Here is a 21,525-nt window from a genome sequence, read left to right as displayed (position 1 = left end):
CAACCACTTTCGCCGAACTCGGGCATATCGAGGAATCCCATATCGGCTATCCCTCGGATCACCGGCGTTTATGCGGGACGCGCAGAAAGCAGCGCTGCGGCAAGACCCGTGTCATGGCGCAGATCCGCGAGATCGGGGGGCCGCTCGGCCGTGCGCACCGCCGAGATCGCGCGGCGCAGGGCGACGCGCTCGGAGCTCTCGAAGAGCGCGGGAAGGATGCCTCGCCCCGCGGCATCCGTGACGCAGGCGACGGTGTCGAGGTCGGCGTCGATCTCCACGCGCGTCGGAGCGATCGAGGTGATCCGCACGCGGCCGAGGCGCGGTGCGCCCGGCTGCACGGCGGAGACGATCGACACGGCGGAGCCCTGCTCGGATTCGAGGAGGGCGAGCACGCGGCCTCCCCACGACTCCGTCGTCCGTGGTGCGAGCGGCGTTCCCGCGATGACCCGCGCCCACCCGATCGCGTCGCGCAACGCCGGACCGAGCGTGCGCGCGGGCGCATGACACTCGACGACGAGCGCGCCGGGAGCCGGGAGGCTCTCGATCGACGCACCCACTGCGGCGACCATGTCGGCGGGGAACAGCGGGCGCTCCACGATCACGGGGGTGGCACCGGCGAGCGAGGCGAGAGCGTCGAGCGCCTCGATCGGGCCGACGGCAGGTTGCGCGACGACGACCGCCGCCGCGCCCGCGGCGATCGCGTCCGAGGCCGCCACCCACCACCCGTCGTCCCCGGGCACGACGGCGATGGCGCCCTTCACGTCAGGGCTCGCGATCGCGCTGCCGGGCAGCTCGGCCACCGCGATGCGGTAGGCGTCGAGGTCGGTGCGAACAGGCGTCGTCATGCTGCGGCTCCGATCAGCTCTGCCGCGGCGTCCGCCAGCCGCAGCGCATAGCGCGCGTCGTCGAGCAGTTCGTCGTACTCCACCGGCAGGCCGGCGTCGAGCAGCTCCGCGAGGGCGCGCCACTCGGCGACGTATCCGTCGAGGGGGTCGTGTGCGTAGCTCGTGTCGCGGCCGTCCGCGGCGCGCACGCGCACCCGCGCTCCACCCGCGTGCACGAACGGCGGCGGGAAGCTGACGTCCAGCCGGTCGGCGGCCGTGGCGACCGCGATGCGCCAGAGCGTGTCGCCGCCTTCGGGGAGCATCACCGTCGTGAGCTGGACGGGGACACCGCCGGCGACGAAGCCGACCGCGTACCCCAGCGGGGGAAGCGCCCGCGCGAAGACGACGCGCTCGAAGCGCGGGACCAGATCACGCACGAGCGGCATGTCGTGGATCGCGAGCCCGGTGAGGAGCTGGCGCACGACGCCGGCCGCGACCTCGCGGCGCGTGAGGTCGGGAGCGCCCCGCCCGGCGGCCGACGGAGCGGGCAGCTCGGTGACGAGCTCGTGATACCGCGTGTTGGGCGCCAGCGCGAGCGTGACCGAGATCGAGACGACCGGCCCGCCCGACACGGTGAGGTGATGCTTGGCCCGGCCCCACGCCGGATCGAAGTAGTGGTTCGTGCCGACGATGAGCGGCACCCCGGCGCGGCGGCAGGCCTCGACGGCTTCCTCCGCCTCGGCGACCGTCGTGCCGAGGGGCTTCTCGCAGAACACCGCGCGCTTGCCGGCTGCGACGGCCGCGATGATCTGCGCCGCATGCTCGGCGGGCGGGCTGCAGATCGCGACGACCTCGGCCTCCGGATCCGCCATGATGGCCTCGGCACCCGTCGACGACCGAGCACCCACCCGCGCCGCAAGTGCGGCCGATCGGCCGCTGCCGCCGTCGGCGACGTGTACGACGCGGAACGCGTCGCTCAGGCGCGCAAGCGTCGGAAGATGCAGTGCCGCCACTCCGGGACCCGCGCCGATGATGCCCACACCACGAACCATGGACGCCTCCTTACTTCGGCTGGAAGCGTACCTAAGTGTGAAGCCGTTTGACTATAGGTGTCACGATTTCCGCGTCTAGCGTGCAGTGTTATGTAAGAATCGACCATGGCCAGAGAGTCCACCCTGCGGTTCGGCGCACAGACCGACGAGATGACGAGCCTTCTTCGCATCGTCAACATGGTTCGCACCGGCGACGCCGCGACCCGTCCCGAGATCGGCCGCGTGACCGGTCTCGGCCGTGGCGTCGTGACGCAGCGCGTCGACCACGCGATCGAGATGGGCTACCTCGCCGACGGCGAGTTCGGCCCCTCGTCGGGCGGCCGCGCACCGCGCACCCTCCGCTTCCGGGGCGACGCCGGACGCATCGTCGTCTGCGCCCTCGGTGCGCTCCACATCCACGTCGGCGTCGCACTCCTCGACGGTGACGTCATCGATCAGGAGCACGCGCCGTGGGACATCGCCCGCGGTCCCGCGGAGACGCTCGACAAGGCCCTGAGCATGATCGACGAGGTGCTCGCGCGCACTCCCGACGTGCCGGTCTGGGGCATCGGCGTGGGCGTGCCCGGCCCGGTCGACTTCGACAGCGGCCGCCCGGTCGCACCGCCGATCATGCCCGGCTGGAACGGCTTCGACGTGCGGCGCCGCTTCGAGCAGCGCTACGACGCACCCGTGTGGGTCGACAACGACGTGAACCTGCTCACGTTCGGGGAGCGCGCCCGCCGCGACGACGACCGCCTCGATCTGATCTACTGCAAGATGGGCTCCGGCATCGGCGCCGGACTCCTCTCGCACGGGCGCATCCATCGCGGCGTCAACGGGGCGGCCGGCGACATCGGCCACGTGAGGGTCCGTGATTCCGATGCCCTCTGCCGCTGCGGCAAGATCGGATGCCTCGAAGCCGTCGCCGGCGGATGGGCGATGATCCGCGACGCCCTCGCCGAGATCGAGGCCGGCGCCACGGGTGTGCTCGCCACAGCCGTCGCCGACGGCGAGGAGCTCACGCCAGAGCTCATCTCGATCGCGGCCGAGAACGGCGACGCCCTCGCGATCCGGCTCGTGCAGCGCTCTGCCCGCGTCGTCGGCGAGTCGATCGCCGCGCTCGTCAACATGTTCAACCCCTCGGTCATCGTGATCGGCGGCGCCATGGCCGGCGCCGGAGAGCTGCTGCTGGCCGAGGTGCGTCAGCGCGTCTACGAGCTGTCACTCCCCCTCGCCACGCGCGACCTGACGATCGCGCAGTCCGTCAACGACCGGCGCGAGCCGCTGCGCGGCGGTGTCGAGATGGTGCGCGAGCAGCTCTTCGAGGTCACCTTCCCCCGCTGGTTCGGCGACGGGCGGCCCACTGTCGTGGCGATCCGCGGTGCGCTCGAAGCGGTGGCGTAGGACTCTCGTCATTCGCCGACAACTTCTTACGGAAATCGACAAAAGCGTGTAGCTTCCTGTCTGAAGCCGGCCACGCCGGTTCCGACACAAGGGAGTGAACACGATGGCGTTGCCGCTGCTGCTGGACGATGCGCTCGTCGCGACGGAATCGGGCTTCGCCCTGCGCGTGAGCCTGCCGTGGATCCGGTCGATGCCTGTCGCCTCCGTCACCGACATCGCGGTGCAGGTCGACGGGTCCCCCGTCCCTGTCGCGGTCCGGCTGGATGAGCGCGAGGTCGAACCCGACGCCCTCCACGCCGAGCAGGGCTGGTGGTTCATCCAGGACCGGCTCGAGCTGCGCGGCGAACGGATGCTGCCTCCCGGCGCCCACGACATCTCGGTGTCCTTCGTGCTCGTGGTGCCGTACCTGCAGGCCGGGCCGTCCGGGCCGCTCTGCCTGCCGTTCCGCGCCGAGCGCGCGTTGGAGCTCGGGGACGCAGCATCCGTTCGCCCGCACTCGACCGCCGGGCGAACGTCGGGTCGTGAGCCGGCGGGCGCGGCACAGGACGACGCACCCGGTGACTGGATCGTGTCGGCGAGTGCGTTCAATTGGACGCCCGAGGTGATCCGTGCCGAGCGCACAGCCGACGACATCGCGATCGGAGTCGTCGCCGACGGCGTCGCATCGACCATCGAGATCGAGGCGGGCCAGGTGTGGCGCTCGTTCCCCGAGCCGTCCGACGTGGACGTGGATGCGTTCCGCGAGCGTCTGGCCTCCGCGGGCGGCGCCGTGACGATCGTCGGGGCGAGCCTCGACGACTGGATCTCGCCGACGGCTCGGCGCACCGAGCAGGAGCGGCTCGCGTTCCTCGTGCCGCAGCTGCGAGCGGCCGCACGGCTCGGTGCGCGGGGCGTGCGCGTGCCGTTCGGCCAGGCTGGGCCCGGGCTCCTGCGCCTCGCGCAGCCGGTGCTCCACGAGCTGGGTGTGGTGCTCTACGAGGAGATCCAGGGGCAGCAGACGCTCGACCTGCCCGCCGTCGCGGCGAACCTCGAGCTGCTGCAGGGACTCGATGACCCTCGTGTCCGCGTGCTGGTCGACATCAGCCTGCTCATGCCCTCGCTGCCGCCGTCGTACCTCGACGAGCTCCGCCGGGGCGGCGTCGACGAGGAACTGGTGCGGCGCCTCGAGACCGAGTGGCGCGCGCCCGCAACTCACCAGGCGGTGATCGCCGCCCTCCGCGAGGGACGCGTGCCGCCCGCCGTCCACACGCTCTTCATGAACCTGCTCGTGCGCTTCGGCCGATCCGACGTCGCCGACCTCGAGCCGCTGCTGCCGCTCACCGCCGGCGTGCACCTCAAGTTCTGGGACCTCGACGACGCCGACGGCCGCGTCTCCGCGCCGATCGCCGACATCGGGGCGGCCCTGCGACGCACCGGCTTCACCGGCACCCTCACCAGCGAATGGGGCGGCCACGAGTGGCTCGACGCGGATCCCGCGGCGACGACGCGCGCGCACCTCGCGCTCGCGCAGCGCGCACTGTCGGCCGTGGGCACGGCCCGCTGACCGCGGGTCGCTCGACCGCACGAAGGGGCCGGACGCGACGCGTCCGGCCCCTTCGTCGTCCCGCGGCTCAGCCCTCGTGGTTGTAGTACGGCCACGGCAGGAAGCGGCGCTCGCCCCGACGGTCGGGACCGTCGAGGGTGACCTCACCGGTCGCCGCCCATTCGACGCCGCGCGGGAACATGCGGATGAACTCGATGCGGCGGAACGTGTCGATGTCGTGGCCGATCGTGATGGTGAACGACCGGCCGGCGCCGTAGTCGTTGATCCAGGCGATCGGCTGATCCGTGTTCATGCCGGGGAGCGCAGCGATGCCCTCCGGCGGGATCGCCACCGGGTAGTGCGACATCGGCCACATCGGCGCCTTCTCGTACGACTCGAGGTCGTCGTACGTCGTGAGGAGCACCTGGGCGCCCTCGGCGATCTCGACGCCGGTGAGGATGTCGTCGCCGGTGACCGTCCACCGGGCGCTGATGCCCTCGGTGATCGCGTGCCGCGGCTCGACGGTGTCGAGCTGCGCCTCACCCCACGGGCGGGGCCGCAGTCCCCCGGCGACGGTGAGACGGGAGCCGCGCATGACGTTGTACTCGTCGGGGTAGCCCCAGTCGTCCTCCTGCGCGGCGGAGCCGTGGAACCACACGATGCCCTTGCCGTCGTCATGGACGAACTTCAGGAGCGCAGCATCCGTCTCCGCTCCGAAGCCGACCGCCTTCTCGTGGTAGCCGTCGCGGCCCTCGAAGACGACGATCACGACGTCGTACTTGTCGATGATGTCGGCGCCGAGCCCGCGCGGATCCTCGACGATGCGGACCCGGAAGCGCCCGGTGTCTTCGAGCAGCGTCGTGAGCCACTGGTTGTGCTGACGGAAGCTGCGGAACTCGTTGTCGTGCTCGCGGGTCATGTGACCCGACAGGATGAGCACGTTCAGGACATCGGTCATGCGGAACGCTCCTTCGTGCAGGGCGTGCGACGGCACGCCGAACAGGGTCCCGAGTGGATCCGGGACCCTTCGGGTCGAGACCTAGTCGGCCTTCGTGGAGAACGCGGCGTCGAATGCCGCGGCGGGGGGCGTGATCGCGTTGAGCTTGCGGACGAACTCGATCGCCTCGGGGGCGCCGTCGAGGCGATCCATGCCGGCGTCCTCCCACTCGATCGAGGTGGGCCCGTCGTAGCCGATCGCGTTGAGCGCGCGGAACAGCGGCTCCCACGGCACCGCGCCGTGCCCGGTCGACACGAACGTCCAGCCGCGACGCGGGTTCGCCCAGGGCAGGTGGGAGCCGAGCACGCCGTTGCGGCCGTCGAGGTTGGTGATCGACTCCTTCACATGCACATGGAAGATGTCATCGGCGAAGTCGAGGACGAACGCCACCGGGTCCAGCTGCTGCCACATGAAGTGCGACGGGTCGAAGTTCAGGCCGAAGCTCTTGCGATGGCCGATGGCATCGAGGGTCGCCTTGGCCGTCCAGTAGTCGTAGGCGATCTCGCTCGGGTGCACCTCCAGTCCGAACCGCACGCCGACCTCTTCGAACACGTCGAGGATCGGGTTCCACCGGTCCGCGAAGTCCTGGTATCCCGCGGCGATCCACTCGTCGGACGCCGGCGGGAACATCGCGACCGCCTTCCAGATCGACGACCCGGTGAAGCCGTTCACGGTCTTCACACCGAGCTTCGCAGCGAACCGCGCGGTGTTCTTCATGTCCTCCGCGGCCCGCTGACGCACTCCCTCCGGCTCACCGTCTCCCCATACCCGACTGGGAAGGATGTCCTTGTGCCGCACGTCGATGGGGTCGTCGCACACCGCCTGGCCGGTCAGGTGGTTCGAGATCGCCCACACCTTGAGGCCGTGGCGCTCGAGGATGTCCTTGCGGGACTGCACGTACTCCTCGTCGTCCCACCGGGACACGTCGATGTGGTCGCCCCAGCAGGCGATCTCGAGGCCGTCGAAGCCCCATTCGCCCGCGAGCCGCGCGACCTCCTCGAACGGCAGATCGGCCCACTGGCCGGTGAAGAGGGTGATCGGACGAGGCATCGAAGCTCCTTCGCTTGTTGTCATGAACCTATCCGGCGATGCGCCGGTGGCAGCGGGTCATCCCGCGTTCGTCTCGGCCACGACCGGCGCACCGACGCGCACCCAGCCGGAGTCGCTCTGCGAGCTCTCCTCGACGGCGGCCAGCACGCGCTGCACGGACAGCCCCTCGGCGAACGACGGGTGCGGGTCGGTGCCCTCGCTGATCGCGGTCACGAGGTCCACGACCTGGTGGCTGAACCCGTGCTCGTAGCCGAGCATGTGACCGGCCGGCCACCATGCGGCGACGTACGGATGCTGCGCCTCGGTGACGAGGATCCGCGTGAAGCCCTGCGTCGGTTCCGGCGCCGTCCGGTCGTAGAACCACAGCGTGTTGAGGTCTTCGAGGTCGAACCGCAACGCGCCGGCGGAGCCGGAAACCTCGATCGACAGGTCGTTCTTGCGACCGGTCGCGAACCGCGAGGCCTCGAACGAGACGAGCGCGCCCGACTCCAGGCGACCGGTGAAGATCGCGATGTCGTCGACGGTGACCTCTCCGTACCCTTCCGCCGCGGTGCCCGAGAGCCCCGAGCCGGAGCCCTGCAGCGGCCGCTGCTTCACGATCGTGTCCACCACACCCGACACCGAGGTCACGTCCAGACCGGTGACGAACTGCGTCATGTCGATGATGTGCGCCCCGATGTCGCCCAGAGCCCCCGATCCCGCGTGCTCCTTCTGCAGGCGCCACGCGAGCGGCATCTCGGGATCGACGAGCCAGTCCTGCCGGTATGCCGCCCGTACCTGTGCGATCTTGCCGACCGCGCCCTGCGCGATCAGATCGCGGAGGAACGTGACAGCGGGCACCCGTCGATACGTGAACCCCACCATGGACCGCACGCCACGCGCGGCGGCGCGGGAGGCGGCCTCGGCCATCGCCGCGGCCTCTTCGACCGTGTTCGCCAACGGCTTCTCGCACAGCACGTGCTTGCCGGCCTCCAGCGCCGCGATCGCGATCTCGGCGTGCGAGTCACCCGGCGTGACGATGTCGACGACGTCGATGTCGTCGCGCGCGATCACCTCGCGCCAATCGGTCGCCGACTCCGCCCAGCCCCACTGGGCCGCAGCATCCGCCACCGCCTCCGCGTTGCGGCCGACGATCACGGCCATCTCGACGTCGTCCGGCAGCGAGAACACGTGCGGCGCCTGCCGCCACCCGACCGAGTGCGCGGCGCCCATGAACCCATAGCCGATCATGGCCACCCGCAGCGTCATGCGAGCACGACGTCTCGCTCGACCGGCACGCGGTTGGTGACGTAGCGGCCCGGGCCGCCGTCGGTGCCCGGCATGATCTGCATGTACAGCAGACGCATCGTGAGCACGACCTCGACGGTGAGCTTTTCGCCGGGCTCGGGCGCACGACCGAGGTCGATCAGGACGTCGGGCCGATCGGCGACGAACCAGAGCGTGTCCCACTGCTCGGGAAGCTCCTCGACGCGGTACTCGCGTCCGTTGAGTGCGAATCGCAGGTTCTCGGTCGGGACCGCGACACCGTTGACGGATGCCGCGACCCCGTCGACGGCCGAGAGCCAGAGGCTGCGGTACCAGGGCAGCTGCACCGAGACGGCGAGACCGGTGTCGGTGCGGCGGACGTCCTTGTCGGCGAAGAGGGAATTGTGCGTGGCCATGACTGTTCCTCAGGCGTAGGTGTCGGTGAAGTGGTCGTGCGGCACGGGAGGCGCCGGCTCGAGCTTCTGCACCGTCTCGGGGCTGTAGGGGTGGTTGTTCGAGGGGACCGGTTCGTCCGCCGGCGGCATGAAGACGGGCTTGCCGTCGTCGCCGAAGTACATCAGGTCGAGGTCGAACGCCCCCTGGTTCTTCATGCCGAAGCTGACCCAGTTCTCCTCGAACGGTGCACGCGCGAGCTCGTAGCAGCGGAACTTCCAGAACTTCCACTCGCCGTCCTGCTTGAGGAAGTCGATGGCGTACTTGCACCACACCCAGTGCGCCCAGACCTTCTTGCCGAGCACCTCCTCGGGCGAGTACATGTCGGGGAAGGCCTCGGCGACCCTCGGGTCGGTCAGTCCCGACTCCGTGCCGGCCATGAGCCACACGCCCTTGGCGGTCTGGCCGTCACCGGCGACTTCGATGACAGGCGTGGTGGTGGCGTGGAGGATGAGCTTTCCGACGGGCGTGGGCCGGTCGCGGTGGTAGCGCGTGACACTCTCCCACGTGGTGTACTGCCCCGCGTTCGTGTAGCGCGCGCGGATGCCCTCGGTACCCTCCTTCACCCACAGCGGGATGATCTGCTCGTCCTGGAAGGCGTTGTGCAGGTACATGTAGCGGTTGAAGAGGTTCTCCACCTGCCCGCGGTCCTCGGCACGCTGAGCCAGCCGCTGAGCGGCGGCCAGCTGGTCGCGCAGGTCGGCAAGCTCGGCGGCGAGCTCCGCGACCGAGATGTCGGTCGTGATGTCAGACATTCGCGGTCTCCTTCGACTGCTCGGCGACGGTGTCTTCGATGGCCTTGCGCATGAGCGCGTGCTGCTTCTTCACGAGGTCGATGGGGTCAGCCTCGCCGAGATCCTGGAAGGCATGGCCCTCCCACTCGCTCGACAGGTAGCCCTGGTACCCACCCACGACGAACTGCTTGACGATGCGCGGGATGTCCATGGCGGGCTCTTCGCCGTCGACGCCGATGTCGTAGAACTTCGCGTGGACGTGGAAGATCTGCGGCATGATGTCGAGCCACTCCTCCGCCGGCACGAGCCCGTGCATGTTGAAGGCGAGGCGCGTGAACGGGCCGAACGTCAAGGGGTCGACGCCCTCGCTCACGAGGTAGTCCTCGAACTTCTGGTTGCGCACGTGCATGGGCGTCGGCTCATGCCAGATCTCGTCCATGACGGTGAAGTGCTTCTCGTCCATCCCCATTTTGCCCAGCTGCGCGAGCAGCGTCGGCGACAGGCTGTGCATCGTCGAGGAGAAGTCGGCGGTGAAGCCCAGGCGATCGCTCCCGAGCTCGGCGTACACCTCGCGGATCTCGACGACCTTGGGGTCGTTGGGTCCCGACGGCGCGTGGATCTCGTAACCGAGGTACTGGTCGTACTGCTCGGCGAGGGGAAGCAGCCGCCGCAGCAGCTCCTTCCCAGCCGACCGGATGACGATCTTCTTGAACCCGAGGGTGTTCGCGGTCTTGAGCTGGCGCGCGAAGAAGTCGTGCTCCTCGTCCGGCGTCATGTCGCGGTCCTTGCGGCGCCCCATGTCGAGGTTCGTGCCGACAGCGCTCGCCTCGAGGCCGTACTTCTCGAGCGAGTCGAACCAGAGCTTCACGAACTCCTTGTCGACGTCGGGGTACGTGCGCAGCAGCTGGGCGATGTTGAACTCCACGCCGGGTCCGATGCCCTCTTCGGCGACGGCGGCGATCAGCGTCTCGGGCGTGTAGAGGCCCGCGGCGAATTCGCTCGTCATCGAGTAGAGGGTCGTTCCGAGCTTGATGCCGGTGCCGGCGATGCCGTCGGTCATGCGGATGCTCCTTGCGTGGTGGGAAGCCAGGCGGCGAGCTGCGCCCGCGCCTCGGCACGGTCGGTGGTCATGCGAGAGCCAGCCGCCTCGGCGGCCGACCGCTGCACGGCCTGCTCGCCGGCGATGATGTCGAACGGGGACTGCCAGTGGTTCCAGTGCCAGCCCTCGTACTCGCTCGAGACGGCGCCGTTGTAGCCGTTCTCGACAAGCAGGCGGATGAGGTCGCGCACCGGCACCGAGGGCTCTTCACCCGACTCGTCGATGCCGAAGAACTTGCCGTGCACATGCCTGATCCACGGCACGATCTCGAGCCAGTCGTCCACGCGCGCGGGACCGAAGAGGCCTGTGCCGTTGATGGCGAAGTCGATGCCGAGGTCGGGGCGTCCGTTCTGCGCGGCGAGGCCGATGAACCGTCCGAAGCGCTGACCGTGGTCGGCTTGGTCGGCAGGCGGGCCCTGCTCGTAGAACTCGTCCCACAGGTCGACGACCTTGCCGAGGAGCTCCTCCGACGCGCCGCGGCGGCGGTAGGCCTCGAGCAGCGACGGCGCGAAGCCGGTCACCGTGGCGCCCCAGTCCATCGTGAAGCCGAGGAACGGCGAGCCGACCTTCTCGTAGCGGTCGCGGAGCGCCAGGATGCGCGGGTGCGATGCGTACTGATCGGCGTGCACCTCGAGGGCGAGCGTGACGCCGTACTCCTCGGCGATCGGCGCGAGCGCCTCCATCGAGTCGGGCGTGATGGAGATCTGCACGCGCGCGATCGGAAAGCCGAGCTTGGCGGCCGCCGCGATCTGGCGGCGCATGTACTCGAGCAGCTCGTCCTGCGTGAGCAGGCGGTCGCGGTGGATGCCGATGTCGGCGTTCACAGCGAGCGAGGTCGTGACGAGTCCGGTCTCGTCGACGAGGTCGCGGAACCAGCCGGCGAAGCGGTCGTCGATCTCGGGGAAGCCGCGGAAGCTCGAGAAGCCGATGATCTCGAGGCCGGGGCCGTAGCCGTCGGCCGCCACCTTGCGGATGAGGCCCTCGAGGTCGTACTCGCGGCCGTGGAAGGCGCGGGTGAAGCTGTACAGCGTCACGCCCTGGATCGGAGAACCCGGTCCCTGAGCCTGTCGAAGGGTGGTCATGCCGCCACCGCCTTTCGTGCGGTCATGTTCTTGGCGTCGCGCTCCTCGATGTGGAGCACCTCGTTCTCGCCGATGACGATGTACGGGATGTACAGGGTGAGGCCGACCTCGACCTTGTGCTCGGCGTCGCCGGCGAGCTCGAGGTCGCCCGAGAGCACGGCGGAGTCGGTCGGGAACCACCAGTCCTGGGTGTTCGGCACGAGCTCGTCGAACGTGAAGGCCTGGCCGTTCATCCCCCAGCGGAGGGAATCGGCCGGCACCTCGACGCCGTCGACGGTGAGCGTGGCGCGGCCGATGCACGAGGCGGGCAGCGCGCGGTACCACGGCAAGCGAACCTCGACCGAGACGCGGGCGCCATCGGTCGTGAGCGTTCCCTGCTCGATGATGCGATCGGGGATCACAGAGTCCTCCTTGACACTTACTTCTTGTTTCTACACTCTAATGTCGAAAATAGACATAAGCAAGACTTCACCGTCGTTTCGAGGCGTTTCGTCTCGCTTCGCTCGCTCAACGACCGGGGGTGAGGGTCCGAGCGATGTGGCGCGCTCCGCGCACCCCGAGCGCGACCGACGTCAGCGTGGGGTTGCACGCCGTCGCGGTCGGGATGACGCCGTTGCCGGCGACGAACAGACCGGGTACGCCCCACACCTCGCTGTCAGGGCTGCAGACGCTCTGCCCGTCGTCGGTCTCGCCCATGCGGGTCGTGCCCTGGTAGTGCAGCGAGGCACCGAGCGGCATCGTGAACGGCCGGTCGCCGATCGGCTCGCCGACGGCCTTCGCCAGCTCGACGATCTCCGCCCGCGCGCGATCGAGCACGGCGTGGTCGCGGTCGGTGAGCGTGTAGTGCAGCCGCATCGCGGGCATCCCGTACGAGTCCTGCTCGGTGTCCGAGAACTCGACGCGGTCTTCCCACTGCAGATCCTTGGCGCAGAACAGGCCGAGCCCGACGATCGATCCGGGGATCACGGGGTCGTCGTCCGCGAGCGGCACCGGCGAGGCGTCGAGCTGCATGATCTGCCCGTGGAACGGCATCTCGTCCGTGAACGGCACCCAGCTGACGCCGCTCTGCTCGGAGAGGGCTCCGGATGCTGCGATCCCGCCCTCTGCGGGCGGCTCGACGTCGCGCAGTCGCGAGGCGTAGACCACCTGCGTCTGGTCGTTGAGCATGCGGCCGAGCGCCGCGGGGCGCACGCCCGACGCCCACAGCACCTGCGGGGTGCGCAGCGCATCTGCAGCGACCACGACGGCGCGGGCGCGCACCTCGTGCACCTCACCGGTGCCGAGATCCCGGACCTCGACGCCCACTGCGCGTCCGTCCTCGACGAGCACGCGCGTCACGAGCGACTCGTCGAACAGCGAGAACCGCGGGTTCGCACGCGTGGCGTCGCCGAGCACGACATCCGAGCCCGACCACACCAGCCGTCCGTCGTCGCGCCGGTGCACCGCGAGCGGCATACGCTGCACGCGTGCGGCGTCGGCGCGACCGTCGTCGACGACGGCGGCGAGCCGGTCGCGCACGAGCGCGGTATACGGCGCCGCGTCGAAGGCATCCGTCGTCACCCCCAGAAGCCGATCGCCGGCGGCGAGCAGGTCGTCGAGGTCGTCGAGGAACGCGATGCGCTCGCTCCCGCCCGGACGCGGACAGGCGCCGGTCCAGTGGGCCGCCATGCCGCCGACGTTGCTCGAGAACGCCGCGACCGGAAGGCCGTCCTCCCCGTCGACCTGATAGCCGTCGGCGAGGAGATAGGTGCCGGGGCGCGCGCGTCGCTCACCCGACTTCACCGCTCCGGGCGAATTCACCGTCGCCGCGCCCGCCCCGGGGCCCTCCGAGCGTTCCTGCGCCCGGGCACGGAGCCCCGCGTCTTCGATGTTCTTCACGTGCGCACCCGGCGGGTAGGAGACCGTGGGCCCGACCTCGAACATCGCGATCGAGGCATCCGGCGCCTCCTCGCTCAGGATGCGCGCGTACGTCGCACCGGCGGGACCGCTGCCGACGATCGCGACGTCGACCGACGCGGGGTAACGGCTCATGCGGTGACCGCCAGCTCACGGATGAGGGCGACGGATGCCGCGGACTCGACCGTCGGGTAATACTCGAGGCCGATCGGCCCGTCGTAGCCGTTGGCACGGAGGATGCCGAAGCGCTCCGCCCAGTCGAGTTCGCCGGTGCCCGGTTCGCCGCGGCCGGGGGCGTCGGCGAGCTGGACGTACTTCACGAGGTCGCCCGCGTTGGCGAGTTCGACGGCCATATCCTCGCCCTCGACGGCCGAGTGGTAGATGTCGTAGAGCACGCCGAACCGCGGGGACGCGACGCCGCGGGCGACGTAGACCGCCTCGGCGGTGCGGTCCAGGAGCGAGCCGGGGTGGTCGACGCGCACGTTGACCGGCTCGAGCACGAGCGTGACGCCCGAGCCGTCGATCTGTGCGATGGCCTTCTGGTAGATCTCGATGAGCTTGTCGAGCTGCACCTGACGCTTCCAGCCGCCGAAGCCCGTGCCGCTGCCGACGACGATGCGGGGGCAGCCGAGGTCGGTGGCGATCGCGACGCCCTCGTCGAGCTTGCGGAAGAACTCCGAGTGGTCCCACGGCGGGATCATGAACTGCGTGCGGGGCTCCGCAAGCTGGGCGGTCAGCTGCGTGCCGGTCTCTTCGAGCGCGGCCTTGAGCGCCGGCAGATCCTTGGGCGTCGCCGGGGCGTCCACCCCGGTGGGGCCCCACATCTCGACGGCGTCGAACCCCGCCGCGGCGGCCGCGCGCACGCGGTCGTGGTAGTCGCCGGCCTCCGTGAAGAGGAGTTCGATGTTGGGTGCGAGCTGATACATGGGTGAGCCTTCTCTCGGTCCCCGAGCGCGTCGAGGGGTCAGAACATCGGGTGGTCGTGGACGGCATGCACGGGGACCTGCTGCAGCACGTCCCAGTGCTCGACGATCCGGCCGTCCTCGAATCGGTAGATGTCCGCGACCGCGGCGTCCGCAGCGCCGGGTCGGGAGGCTTTCACGTGCACCATGGCGAGGTCGCCGTCCACGAGGATGCGCTGGATGTCGAACGTCGCCTCCGGCGATCCGTCGAACTTCGGGGTGAGCATCTCGATCGCCGGCCCGGGCCCGTCGCCGATGGTGGGGTTGTGCTGGATGTAGTCGTCCGAGACGAGGAAGGCGAACGCATCCGCCACACGCTTCTGCGTGTAGAAGAGGTCGACGAACGTCTCGAACGCCGCGCGGTTGTCGGCGCCCACGGCGGATCGGCCTCTCAGCCCTTCAGGCCGCCGGCGAAGCCCTGGATGAACTTCTTCTGGGCGAACATGTAGAAGAGCAGGATCGGGATCATCGAGATGATCACGACGGCGAAGATCTTGTTCCACGCCGATACGAGGCCGCCGACGTACGTGTACATCGCGACGGGCAGCGTCTGGGTCGTCGAGCCGCCCAGGAAGATCAGCGAGTTGAAGAAGTCGTTCCAGACGATGAGACCCGCGAGGATCGCGACCGTGCCGGTGGCCGGGGCCATGAGCGGGAGCACCACCCGGAAGAACGCCTGGGTCGGCGAGGCTCCGTCGATGACGGCGGCTTCCTCGTACTCGGTCGTGAGGCCGCGGAAGAAGCTGGCGTAGAGGAACACCGACAGCGGCAGCAGGATGCCGATCCACAGCAGGATCATGCCGATCGCGTTGCCGGTGAGGCCGACGGACCGGGCTCCGATGTAGAGCGGCACGGTGCCCAGCTGCGCCGGCAGGATGATCGCGATGAGCACGAGGTAGAAGGTCAGGTTCGTCCACGCGCGGGTGCGACGGGTGATGACGTATGCGGCGACCGAGCCGAAGAGCACCAGCCCGAAGATGGCGCCCGCCGTGATGATCGCGCTGTTGAGGATCGCCATCGGGATGCTGTTGCGTCCGCCGGTGGTCAGGACCTCGATGAACGCGTTGAAGTCGAGCGACTGCGGCGGCGCCATGGCGCTCGTGGTCAGCGCCTCCTGGTCGGTCTTGAACGCGGTGGCGATCAGGAAGTAGAAGGGCAGCAGCCCGATGATCGTGATGATCCAGATGAGGACTTCCCGCACCGCGGTGAGCTTGGTGTAGCGGAACATGTCAGGCCTTTCGAGCGGCGTCGCGGTCGCGCGTCGCGTACTGCTGGAGGATCGCGAAGACGAGGATGATGAGGGTCAGCACGAGCGCGAGCGCCGAGCCGAAGCCGAACTGGCCGAGCGAGAACGCCTGCTTGTACACCTGGGTCGCGAGGGTCTCGGTGGCGCCTGCCGGACCGCCGGCCGTGAGCGCGAGGATCTGGTCGAAGATCCGCAGGCCCTGGATGATGCCGAGGGTCGTCGCGATCGCGATGGAGGGACGGATGCCGGGGACCGTGACGTGCCAGAACCGCTTGAAGACGCCGGCACCGTCGAGCGCGGCCGCCTCTTCGAGCTCGACCGGCACCGAGGCGAGGCCGGCCAGGTAGATCACCATGACGAAGCCGGTCTGCTGCCAGACGACCGTGAGCAGGATCGCCCAGATCGACCAGGTCGGGTCTGCGAGCCAGACCTTCTGCATCTCTTCGAGGCCGATCGCGGCGAGGAAGCCGTTGAGCGGGCCATTGAACTGGAAGATGAACTTCCAGACGTACGCGACGGCGAGCGGGCTCAGCACGACGGGCATGAAGAGCAGCGTCCGCAGGATGTAACGGGTCTTCAGCGTGCGGTTGATGGCCAGGGCGAAGCCGAGCCCGAGGATGTTCGTCAGGATGACGGAGCCGAACGCGAGGAAGAGGGTGTTGATCACGGCGCCGACCATGAGCGGGTCGTTGAAGATCCGCACGAAGTTGTCGAGGCCGATGAACTCCCAGTCGCCGAGACCGGTCCAGTTCGTGAAGGCGAAGAACCCTCCGGTGAGCGTCGCCGCATAGTGGACCGCGATGACGAGGATGATGGCCGGAAGGGCCCACCACCAGTGCCCGTAGCTGATCAGCGGGCGGCGGCCGCCGCGGGGGCGCGGCGTGCGTCGGGCTTCGGGTGGCACCGTGAGGGTGCGCGTCGCGTCTCGCTCGATCGTCACTGTCATCTACTCTCTGACCTCGTCGTCATGCGCCCCTTCACCGGCGGCGTCACAGCCACTATCACACACTTGTGTCGGAAGCACACATTAGTTCTGGCAATACCGGATATAAGTGGTTCGGGACCCCGTCGCGGGCCGTTCCTCGCGCAGGATGAGGAACGTGGCCGAGTCATCGTCGAGCGCGCCCGAGGGCCTCTCCTTCCTGTGGCAGAACTTCGTCGACCCGCCCGACGAGGCGCGCCCGCGCGCCTGGTGGCACTGGATGGACGGCAACATCGATCCCGCCGGCATCGTGCGGGATCTGACCTGGCTGCACGATGTCGGCGTGCGCGGCGTACAGCTCTTCGACGGCGGCATGGGGGTTCCCCTCGTCGTGCCCGAACCGGTGCGGCCAGGAACGGACGCCTGGCACGAGGCGATCAGGACGACGTCGCGCACGGCGTCCGCCCTCGGCCTCGAGCTCGCCGTCGCGACGTCATCGGGCTGGAGCGCCGCGGGCGGTCCGTGGGTGGGGCCCGGCGACGCCATGAAGAAGCTGGTGTGGTCGGAGTGCGTCATCGACGGCGGCGAGCGCCGCGCCGTCGAGCTCCCGCCGCTGCCGGCGGTCGCCGGCGCGTTCCAGGACTCCCCACGCCCCGGCGCGGACTCGCGCGAGCCGTGGGCGGTGGACTGGCGGGTGGTCGCCCTGCCGGCCGCGCCGGCGCAGGAGGCGCTCCGGCCGGACCGGGTGCACGGCTCCGCCCCCGTCGCCGACGTGGACCGGCTCGTCGACGGCTCGTTCGACGGTGCCGTCTCGCTCCCCCGGGATCCCGACGCGTGGTCGTCGGCCTGGCTCGAGCTCGACTTCGACGAGCCCGTGACGGTCAGCTCGGTCACGCTCGGCCTTCCCGGGCCGCGCGGATTCGGCGCCGCGCCTCCGCCCGAGGCGGTGCTGCAGGTGAGCGACGACGGCGACGGCTACCGCGACGTCGTCACGCTGCCGGCCACAACGGTGCCGGCGAGATCTGCGACGTTCGCCCCGGTCACGGGCCGCCGCTTCCGGTTGATGCTGTCGGGCGCGAGCGCCGCCGAGGCGCTCCCGCCCGTCGCCGACGGCGTGCGGCTGCCCCCGGTGCTCCGCCGCAGCGACGCGTTCCTCGTCTCCGAGTTCGCGCTGCGCAGCGGCGCCCGCGTGCACCAGGCCGAGGTGAAGGCGGGCTTCGGCGTCACCCCCGACTACTTCGCGATCGACACGATTCCCGCACTGGATGCTGCTTCCCCCGCTCCGTCGGAGATCCACGACCTCACCGCCCGCGTCGACGGCGACCGCCTCACGTGGGACGCCCCGCCGGGGCGCTGGCGAGTGCTGCGGATCGGGGCATCACTCACCGGCCAGACCAACGGACCGGCGCTGCCGGACGCGACCGGCCTCGAGGTGGACAAGCTCGACGGCCGCCGAGTCGCCGCGTACCTCGAGCGGCATCTCGAGCGGTTCGCACCCGGTCGGTACGACGCCCTGCTCAGCGACAGCATCGAAGCCGGGGCGCAGAACTGGACCCACGGGATCCTCGAGCGCTTCCGCGACCTGCGCGGCTACGACCCGACGCCCTGGCTGCCGACGCTCGCGGGGTATCTCGTGGGCGGGGCCGAGGCATCCGATCGATTCCTCTACGACTACCGTCGGACGCTCGCGGAGCTGCTCGCGACCGAGTACTACGGAACCCTCGCCGCCGAGGCGCACCGCCGCGGCATGACGTACTACGCGGAGGCGCTCGAGGACGGGCGGCCGCAACTCGGCGACGACCTGGCGATGCGGGCGCACGCCGACGTGCCGATGGGCGCCATGTGGACGTTCGATCCCGAAGCCGGTCCGCGGCCGACGTATGTCGCGGACCTCAAGGGCGCAGCATCCGTCGCGCATGTGCACGGCAGGCGGTGGACGGGGGCCGAGGCGTTCACGAGCTTCGACCGCCCGTGGGCCTCGTCGCCGCGGAGCCTCAAGCACGTCGCCGACCTGCAGCTCGCGCTCGGCGTGACGCGCTTCTGCATCCACACGTCGCCGCACCAGCCGTTGACCGCACCGCCGCCGGGCGTCGCGCTCGCGCCGTTCCTCGGACAGGCTTTCACCGCGAACGAGACCTGGGCGAGCATGGCACGCCCGTGGATCGATTACCTCGCGCGGTGCTCGGCCGTGCTCTCGTCGGGTGAGCCCGCCGTCGACGTCGCCGTCTTCGTCGGCGAGGAGGCGCCGGTGACGGGCCTCTACGACGCCGGCTTCGACACGACCGTGCCGGACGGCTTCGACTTCGACTACGTCGGGGCGGACGCGCTGGCGCTGCTGCGGGTGGAGGACGGGGAGCTCGTCGCGCACGGCGCGCGCTACCGGGTGCTCCACCTCGGCGGCTCGAGTCGGCGTCTGACGAGCCAGACGCTGCGCCGGATCGTCACGCTGCTCGATGCGGGAGCGACAGTCGCGGGCGCGCGGCCCGAGCAGTCGCCATCCCTTGCCGACGCCGACGACGAGTTCGCGCGGCTGTGCGACGAGATCTGGGTTCACCCCCGCTCCCGCGGCCGGGTCGTGGCCACGACGAGTCTCGGCGACGCCCTGAGCACGCTGGGCATCACGCCGCACCTCGAGGTCGTCGGCGCGCGGCTGCGCACCATCGCGCGGGTCGTGGACGGGGAGCGCGTCACATTCCTCGCCAATCCGACCGCCGAGGCCGTGACCGCACGGATCATCGTGCCCGCCGAGGTGGCGGCACTCAGCGCGTGGGATCCGGTCGCACTCCGCACCGCGCGGCTGGTCGACGTCGGCGCGGGCGGTGACCGCCGGTCGTTCGAGATCGCACTGGCGCCGTTCGGCTCGGTGTTCGTGGTGCCGGACGGTCATGGCCCGACGGCGGCCATGGGGACCGTCGACCGTCGGACGATCGAGGAAGCGTGGACGCTGGAGCTTCCCGGCCGCCCGCCGGTCGCGCTGCCCGACGGACCACGCCTGTGGACCGACCTCGACGACGAGGCACGGGCGTTCTCGGGAACGGCGGTCTATCGCACGCGGTTCACGCTGACCCGGCAACCGGACGACCGGCGGATCACGCTCGATCTCGGACGCGTAGGCGACATCGCCCGGGTGGTCCTGAACGGCATCGAGTGCGGGATCGCGTGGACGGCGCCGTTCCACGTCGATGTGACCGCGGCGGTGAAGGCGGGCGACAACGCGCTCGAGGTCGAGATCGCGAATCCGTGGCGCAATCGGCTCATCGCCGAGGCATCCGTCCCCACCGGCGAGATCTTCGCCCCGATGACCGAAGTGTTCGAGACGGATGCCGCACCACTGGCCGCGGGCCTCGCAGGGCCGGTGGCGCTGCTTATCGAGATGACCCACTGACCTGGGCGAAATGGCGGATCACCCAGGCAATTGCCGCACATAAGCATCGCTAATGTCAGAAACCTACATATCGTGCGACGCTTGATGTGCGGCCCCGAGGCCGAGCCAGCAACCCGAGCTGGCGACAACGAAGTCACGAAAGGGTCGAAATGCCACAGCACACTGCTTCCCGGCCTCTCCGGTGGTCGCTTCTCGCGGCTCCCCTCGCCGGGGTCCTCATCCTCGCCGGCTGTTCCGGCGGCGGCGACGACAGCGGCGGAGACTCCGGCGACTCCGCCGACAAGGGGTTCACGCTCATGGTCGCCGAGGCGAACGACGCGGACAACTACTACGAGCAGCTCACCGACATGTACACCAAGGAGACCGGCGTTCCGGTCGAGGTGATCCCGTACCCGTCGGACGCGTACAACACGCAGGTCACCACGCAGCTCCAGGCCGGCAACGCCGCCGACGTGATGATCCTCGCCCCCGGCACCGGCCAGCCGATCTCGGTGGTCACGCTCGCCGAGGCGGGCTTCCTCGAGCCGCTCGACGACACCAGCGCGGGCATCATCCCCGCGGGCAGCGAGGCGCAGTACACCGTCGACGACAAGGTCTACGGCCAGCCCACCGCCCTCGCCCCCGTCGGCCTCATCTACAACTCCGCCGGCGCCGAAGAGGTCGGCATCGACGAGTACCCGGCGACGTACGACGACCTGCTGGCCGCCTGCCAGACGGCCCGCGACGGCGGAAAGACCTTCACGGTGCTTGCCGGCGGCGTGCCGTTCAACACCGGCCTGTTCGCCCAGCTCATCTCGGCCACTCGCGTCTACGAGGGCACCCCGGACTGGAACGAGCAGCGGGCGGCGGGCGACGTCACCTTCGCCGACAGCGACGGCTGGAAGGAGACGCTCGACGACATCGTCGAGCTCAACGACACCGGCTGCTTCCAGGACGGCGCCGCGGGCGGCACGTTCGACAACATCACCGCCGGCATCGGCGGCGGCACGGCCCTGACGGCGGCGACGCCCGGCTCGGCCGCGGCCTCGATCGGCGGCGCCACCGGCCTCGACATCACCGTCCAGGCCTTCCCGCCGGCAGACGGCCAGGAGCCCTTCACGCTCGCCTCGGCGAACTACGCCTGGGCCATCAACGCGAAGTCCGACGACGCCGTGAAGACCTCCGCGCAGGACTTCCTCGACTGGGCGGCCCAGCCGGAGCAGGCCAAGACCTACGCCGACCTGGCCGGCTATGTGCCGATCACCGGCGTGACCGCCGACGACCTGCTCCCGAGCTACGCGCCGATCGGCGACCTGCTCGAGTCGGGCGCCTACACGGGCCTCCCCAACGCCAGCTGGCCGAACCCCGCCGTGTACGACGCGCTCGGCGTCGGAGTGCAGGGCCTCCTGACCGGTCAGAAGACAGTCGACCAGGTGCTCTCCGACATGGACGCGGCGTGGGGCAACTGACCCGCTGAATCCGCAGTGAACGATGCCGCCCGGGGCCCCGCGCCCCGGGCGGCATCGTCATGATCCCCGACCGAGTCTCAGCCGTCCCGCGCTCAGGTAGCGCAACGCGCGGCATGACTCGCGCGACCCCGCGTGTCGCGACCCTCGAACCCGGAATCCGCGGGTTGGCCCACCACTCAGGTGGCGCAACACGCGGCATGACTCGCGCGACCCCGCGTGTCGCGC

19 protein-coding genes are annotated in these 21,525 nt (G+C 69.9%); 4 read left to right on the top strand and 15 right to left on the bottom strand.

What is annotated here, in order from left to right:
* Positions 1-68: 68 nt before the first annotated feature.
* Entirely contained in the window at positions 69-845 is a 777-nt protein-coding gene (locus ACFC1K_RS03905; protein WP_375870519.1) for a hypothetical protein, read from the bottom strand.
* Positions 842-1,876 carry a Gfo/Idh/MocA family protein gene (locus ACFC1K_RS03900; RefSeq protein ID WP_375870518.1) on the bottom strand — a complete coding sequence of 345 codons (1,035 nt, stop codon included), beginning with the start codon at positions 1,874-1,876 and terminating at the stop codon, positions 842-844. The genes ACFC1K_RS03905 and ACFC1K_RS03900 overlap by 4 nt, the downstream gene beginning before the upstream one ends.
* Before the next feature lie 105 nt (positions 1,877-1,981).
* On the opposite strand from ACFC1K_RS03900, the gene ACFC1K_RS03895 reads away from it, so the two are divergent.
* Complete coding sequence (locus ACFC1K_RS03895) at positions 1,982-3,259, top strand: ROK family protein (protein ID WP_375870517.1); 1,278 nt, start codon at positions 1,982-1,984, stop codon at positions 3,257-3,259.
* Between the two features lie 103 nt (positions 3,260-3,362).
* On the top strand, positions 3,363-4,802 hold the full coding sequence (locus tag ACFC1K_RS03890) for a hypothetical protein (RefSeq protein ID WP_375870516.1): 1,440 nt from the start codon (positions 3,363-3,365) through the stop codon (positions 4,800-4,802).
* A 67-nt stretch (positions 4,803-4,869) separates the two neighbouring features.
* Here ACFC1K_RS03890 and ACFC1K_RS03885 read toward each other — a convergent pair whose 3' ends face one another.
* The 13 genes from ACFC1K_RS03885 to ACFC1K_RS03825 all read right to left on the bottom strand — a co-directional run bounded on the left by ACFC1K_RS03885 (position 4,870) and on the right by ACFC1K_RS03825 (position 16,491).
* Positions 4,870-5,739: a ThuA domain-containing protein gene (locus ACFC1K_RS03885; protein WP_375870515.1), complete on the bottom strand. Its 870-nt coding sequence runs from the start codon at positions 5,737-5,739 to the stop codon at positions 4,870-4,872.
* A gap of 81 nt (positions 5,740-5,820) precedes the next feature.
* Positions 5,821-6,828 (bottom strand): sugar phosphate isomerase/epimerase family protein, encoded by a 1,008-nt coding sequence (locus ACFC1K_RS03880; protein WP_375870514.1) that lies wholly within the window; start codon positions 6,826-6,828, stop codon positions 5,821-5,823.
* A gap of 57 nt (positions 6,829-6,885) precedes the next feature.
* Positions 6,886-8,076, bottom strand: a complete 1,191-nt coding sequence (locus ACFC1K_RS03875; protein ID WP_375870513.1) for a Gfo/Idh/MocA family protein — start codon at positions 8,074-8,076, stop codon at positions 6,886-6,888.
* Positions 8,073-8,489: a DUF6379 domain-containing protein gene (locus tag ACFC1K_RS03870; protein ID WP_310286334.1), complete on the bottom strand. Its 417-nt coding sequence runs from the start codon at positions 8,487-8,489 to the stop codon at positions 8,073-8,075. The genes ACFC1K_RS03875 and ACFC1K_RS03870 overlap by 4 nt, the downstream gene beginning before the upstream one ends.
* A 9-nt stretch (positions 8,490-8,498) precedes the next feature.
* On the bottom strand, positions 8,499-9,281 hold the full coding sequence (locus ACFC1K_RS03865; RefSeq protein WP_375870512.1) for a nuclear transport factor 2 family protein: 783 nt from the start codon (positions 9,279-9,281) through the stop codon (positions 8,499-8,501).
* The gene (locus ACFC1K_RS03860; RefSeq protein ID WP_375870511.1) at positions 9,274-10,320 is read right to left on the bottom strand and encodes a sugar phosphate isomerase/epimerase family protein; all 1,047 of its coding nucleotides are present in this window, start codon (positions 10,318-10,320) and stop codon (positions 9,274-9,276) included. The genes ACFC1K_RS03865 and ACFC1K_RS03860 overlap by 8 nt, the downstream gene beginning before the upstream one ends.
* Positions 10,317-11,441 carry a sugar phosphate isomerase/epimerase family protein gene (locus tag ACFC1K_RS03855; protein WP_375870510.1) on the bottom strand — a complete coding sequence of 375 codons (1,125 nt, stop codon included), beginning with the start codon at positions 11,439-11,441 and terminating at the stop codon, positions 10,317-10,319. The genes ACFC1K_RS03860 and ACFC1K_RS03855 overlap by 4 nt, the downstream gene beginning before the upstream one ends.
* Positions 11,438-11,842 carry a DUF6379 domain-containing protein gene (locus ACFC1K_RS03850; protein ID WP_375870509.1) on the bottom strand — a complete coding sequence of 135 codons (405 nt, stop codon included), beginning with the start codon at positions 11,840-11,842 and terminating at the stop codon, positions 11,438-11,440. Before ACFC1K_RS03850 ends, ACFC1K_RS03855 begins: the two co-directional genes overlap by 4 nt.
* A 106-nt stretch (positions 11,843-11,948) precedes the next feature.
* A complete protein-coding gene (locus tag ACFC1K_RS03845) occupies positions 11,949-13,472 on the bottom strand; it encodes a GMC oxidoreductase (RefSeq protein ID WP_375870508.1) in 1,524 nt (507 codons plus the stop codon).
* Entirely contained in the window at positions 13,469-14,263 is a 795-nt protein-coding gene (locus tag ACFC1K_RS03840) for a TIM barrel protein (RefSeq protein ID WP_375870507.1), read from the bottom strand. Before ACFC1K_RS03840 ends, ACFC1K_RS03845 begins: the two co-directional genes overlap by 4 nt.
* 38 nt (positions 14,264-14,301) lie before the next feature.
* Positions 14,302-14,676 (bottom strand): nuclear transport factor 2 family protein, encoded by a 375-nt coding sequence (locus tag ACFC1K_RS03835; RefSeq protein ID WP_310286344.1) that lies wholly within the window; start codon positions 14,674-14,676, stop codon positions 14,302-14,304.
* Between the two features lie 14 nt (positions 14,677-14,690).
* Complete coding sequence (locus tag ACFC1K_RS03830; RefSeq protein ID WP_109210316.1) at positions 14,691-15,527, bottom strand: carbohydrate ABC transporter permease; 837 nt, start codon at positions 15,525-15,527, stop codon at positions 14,691-14,693.
* 1 nt (position 15,528) lies between these two features.
* On the bottom strand, positions 15,529-16,491 hold the full coding sequence (locus ACFC1K_RS03825; RefSeq protein ID WP_310286348.1) for a sugar ABC transporter permease: 963 nt from the start codon (positions 16,489-16,491) through the stop codon (positions 15,529-15,531).
* Between the two features lie 154 nt (positions 16,492-16,645).
* Between ACFC1K_RS03825 and ACFC1K_RS03820 the strand changes: the two genes are divergently transcribed.
* Together ACFC1K_RS03820 and ACFC1K_RS03815 are read left to right on the top strand one after the other, a co-directional pair.
* A complete protein-coding gene (locus tag ACFC1K_RS03820; RefSeq protein WP_375870506.1) occupies positions 16,646-19,852 on the top strand; it encodes a glycosyl hydrolase in 3,207 nt (1,068 codons plus the stop codon).
* Positions 19,853-20,001: 149 nt separating this feature from the next.
* Positions 20,002-21,300, top strand: coding sequence for an ABC transporter substrate-binding protein (locus tag ACFC1K_RS03815; RefSeq protein ID WP_375870505.1), 1,299 nt, complete (start codon positions 20,002-20,004; stop codon positions 21,298-21,300).
* Positions 21,301-21,525: the final 225 nt, after the last annotated feature.

Origin of the sequence: Microbacterium sp. NPDC056057, assembly GCF_042266945.1 — a bacterium.
In the GTDB taxonomy this organism is placed as follows: Bacteria; Actinomycetota; Actinomycetes; order Actinomycetales; family Microbacteriaceae; genus Microbacterium; species Microbacterium trichothecenolyticum_C.
Note: the sequence above shows the minus strand (reverse complement) of the source record. Positions and strands in the feature narration are given on the sequence as shown.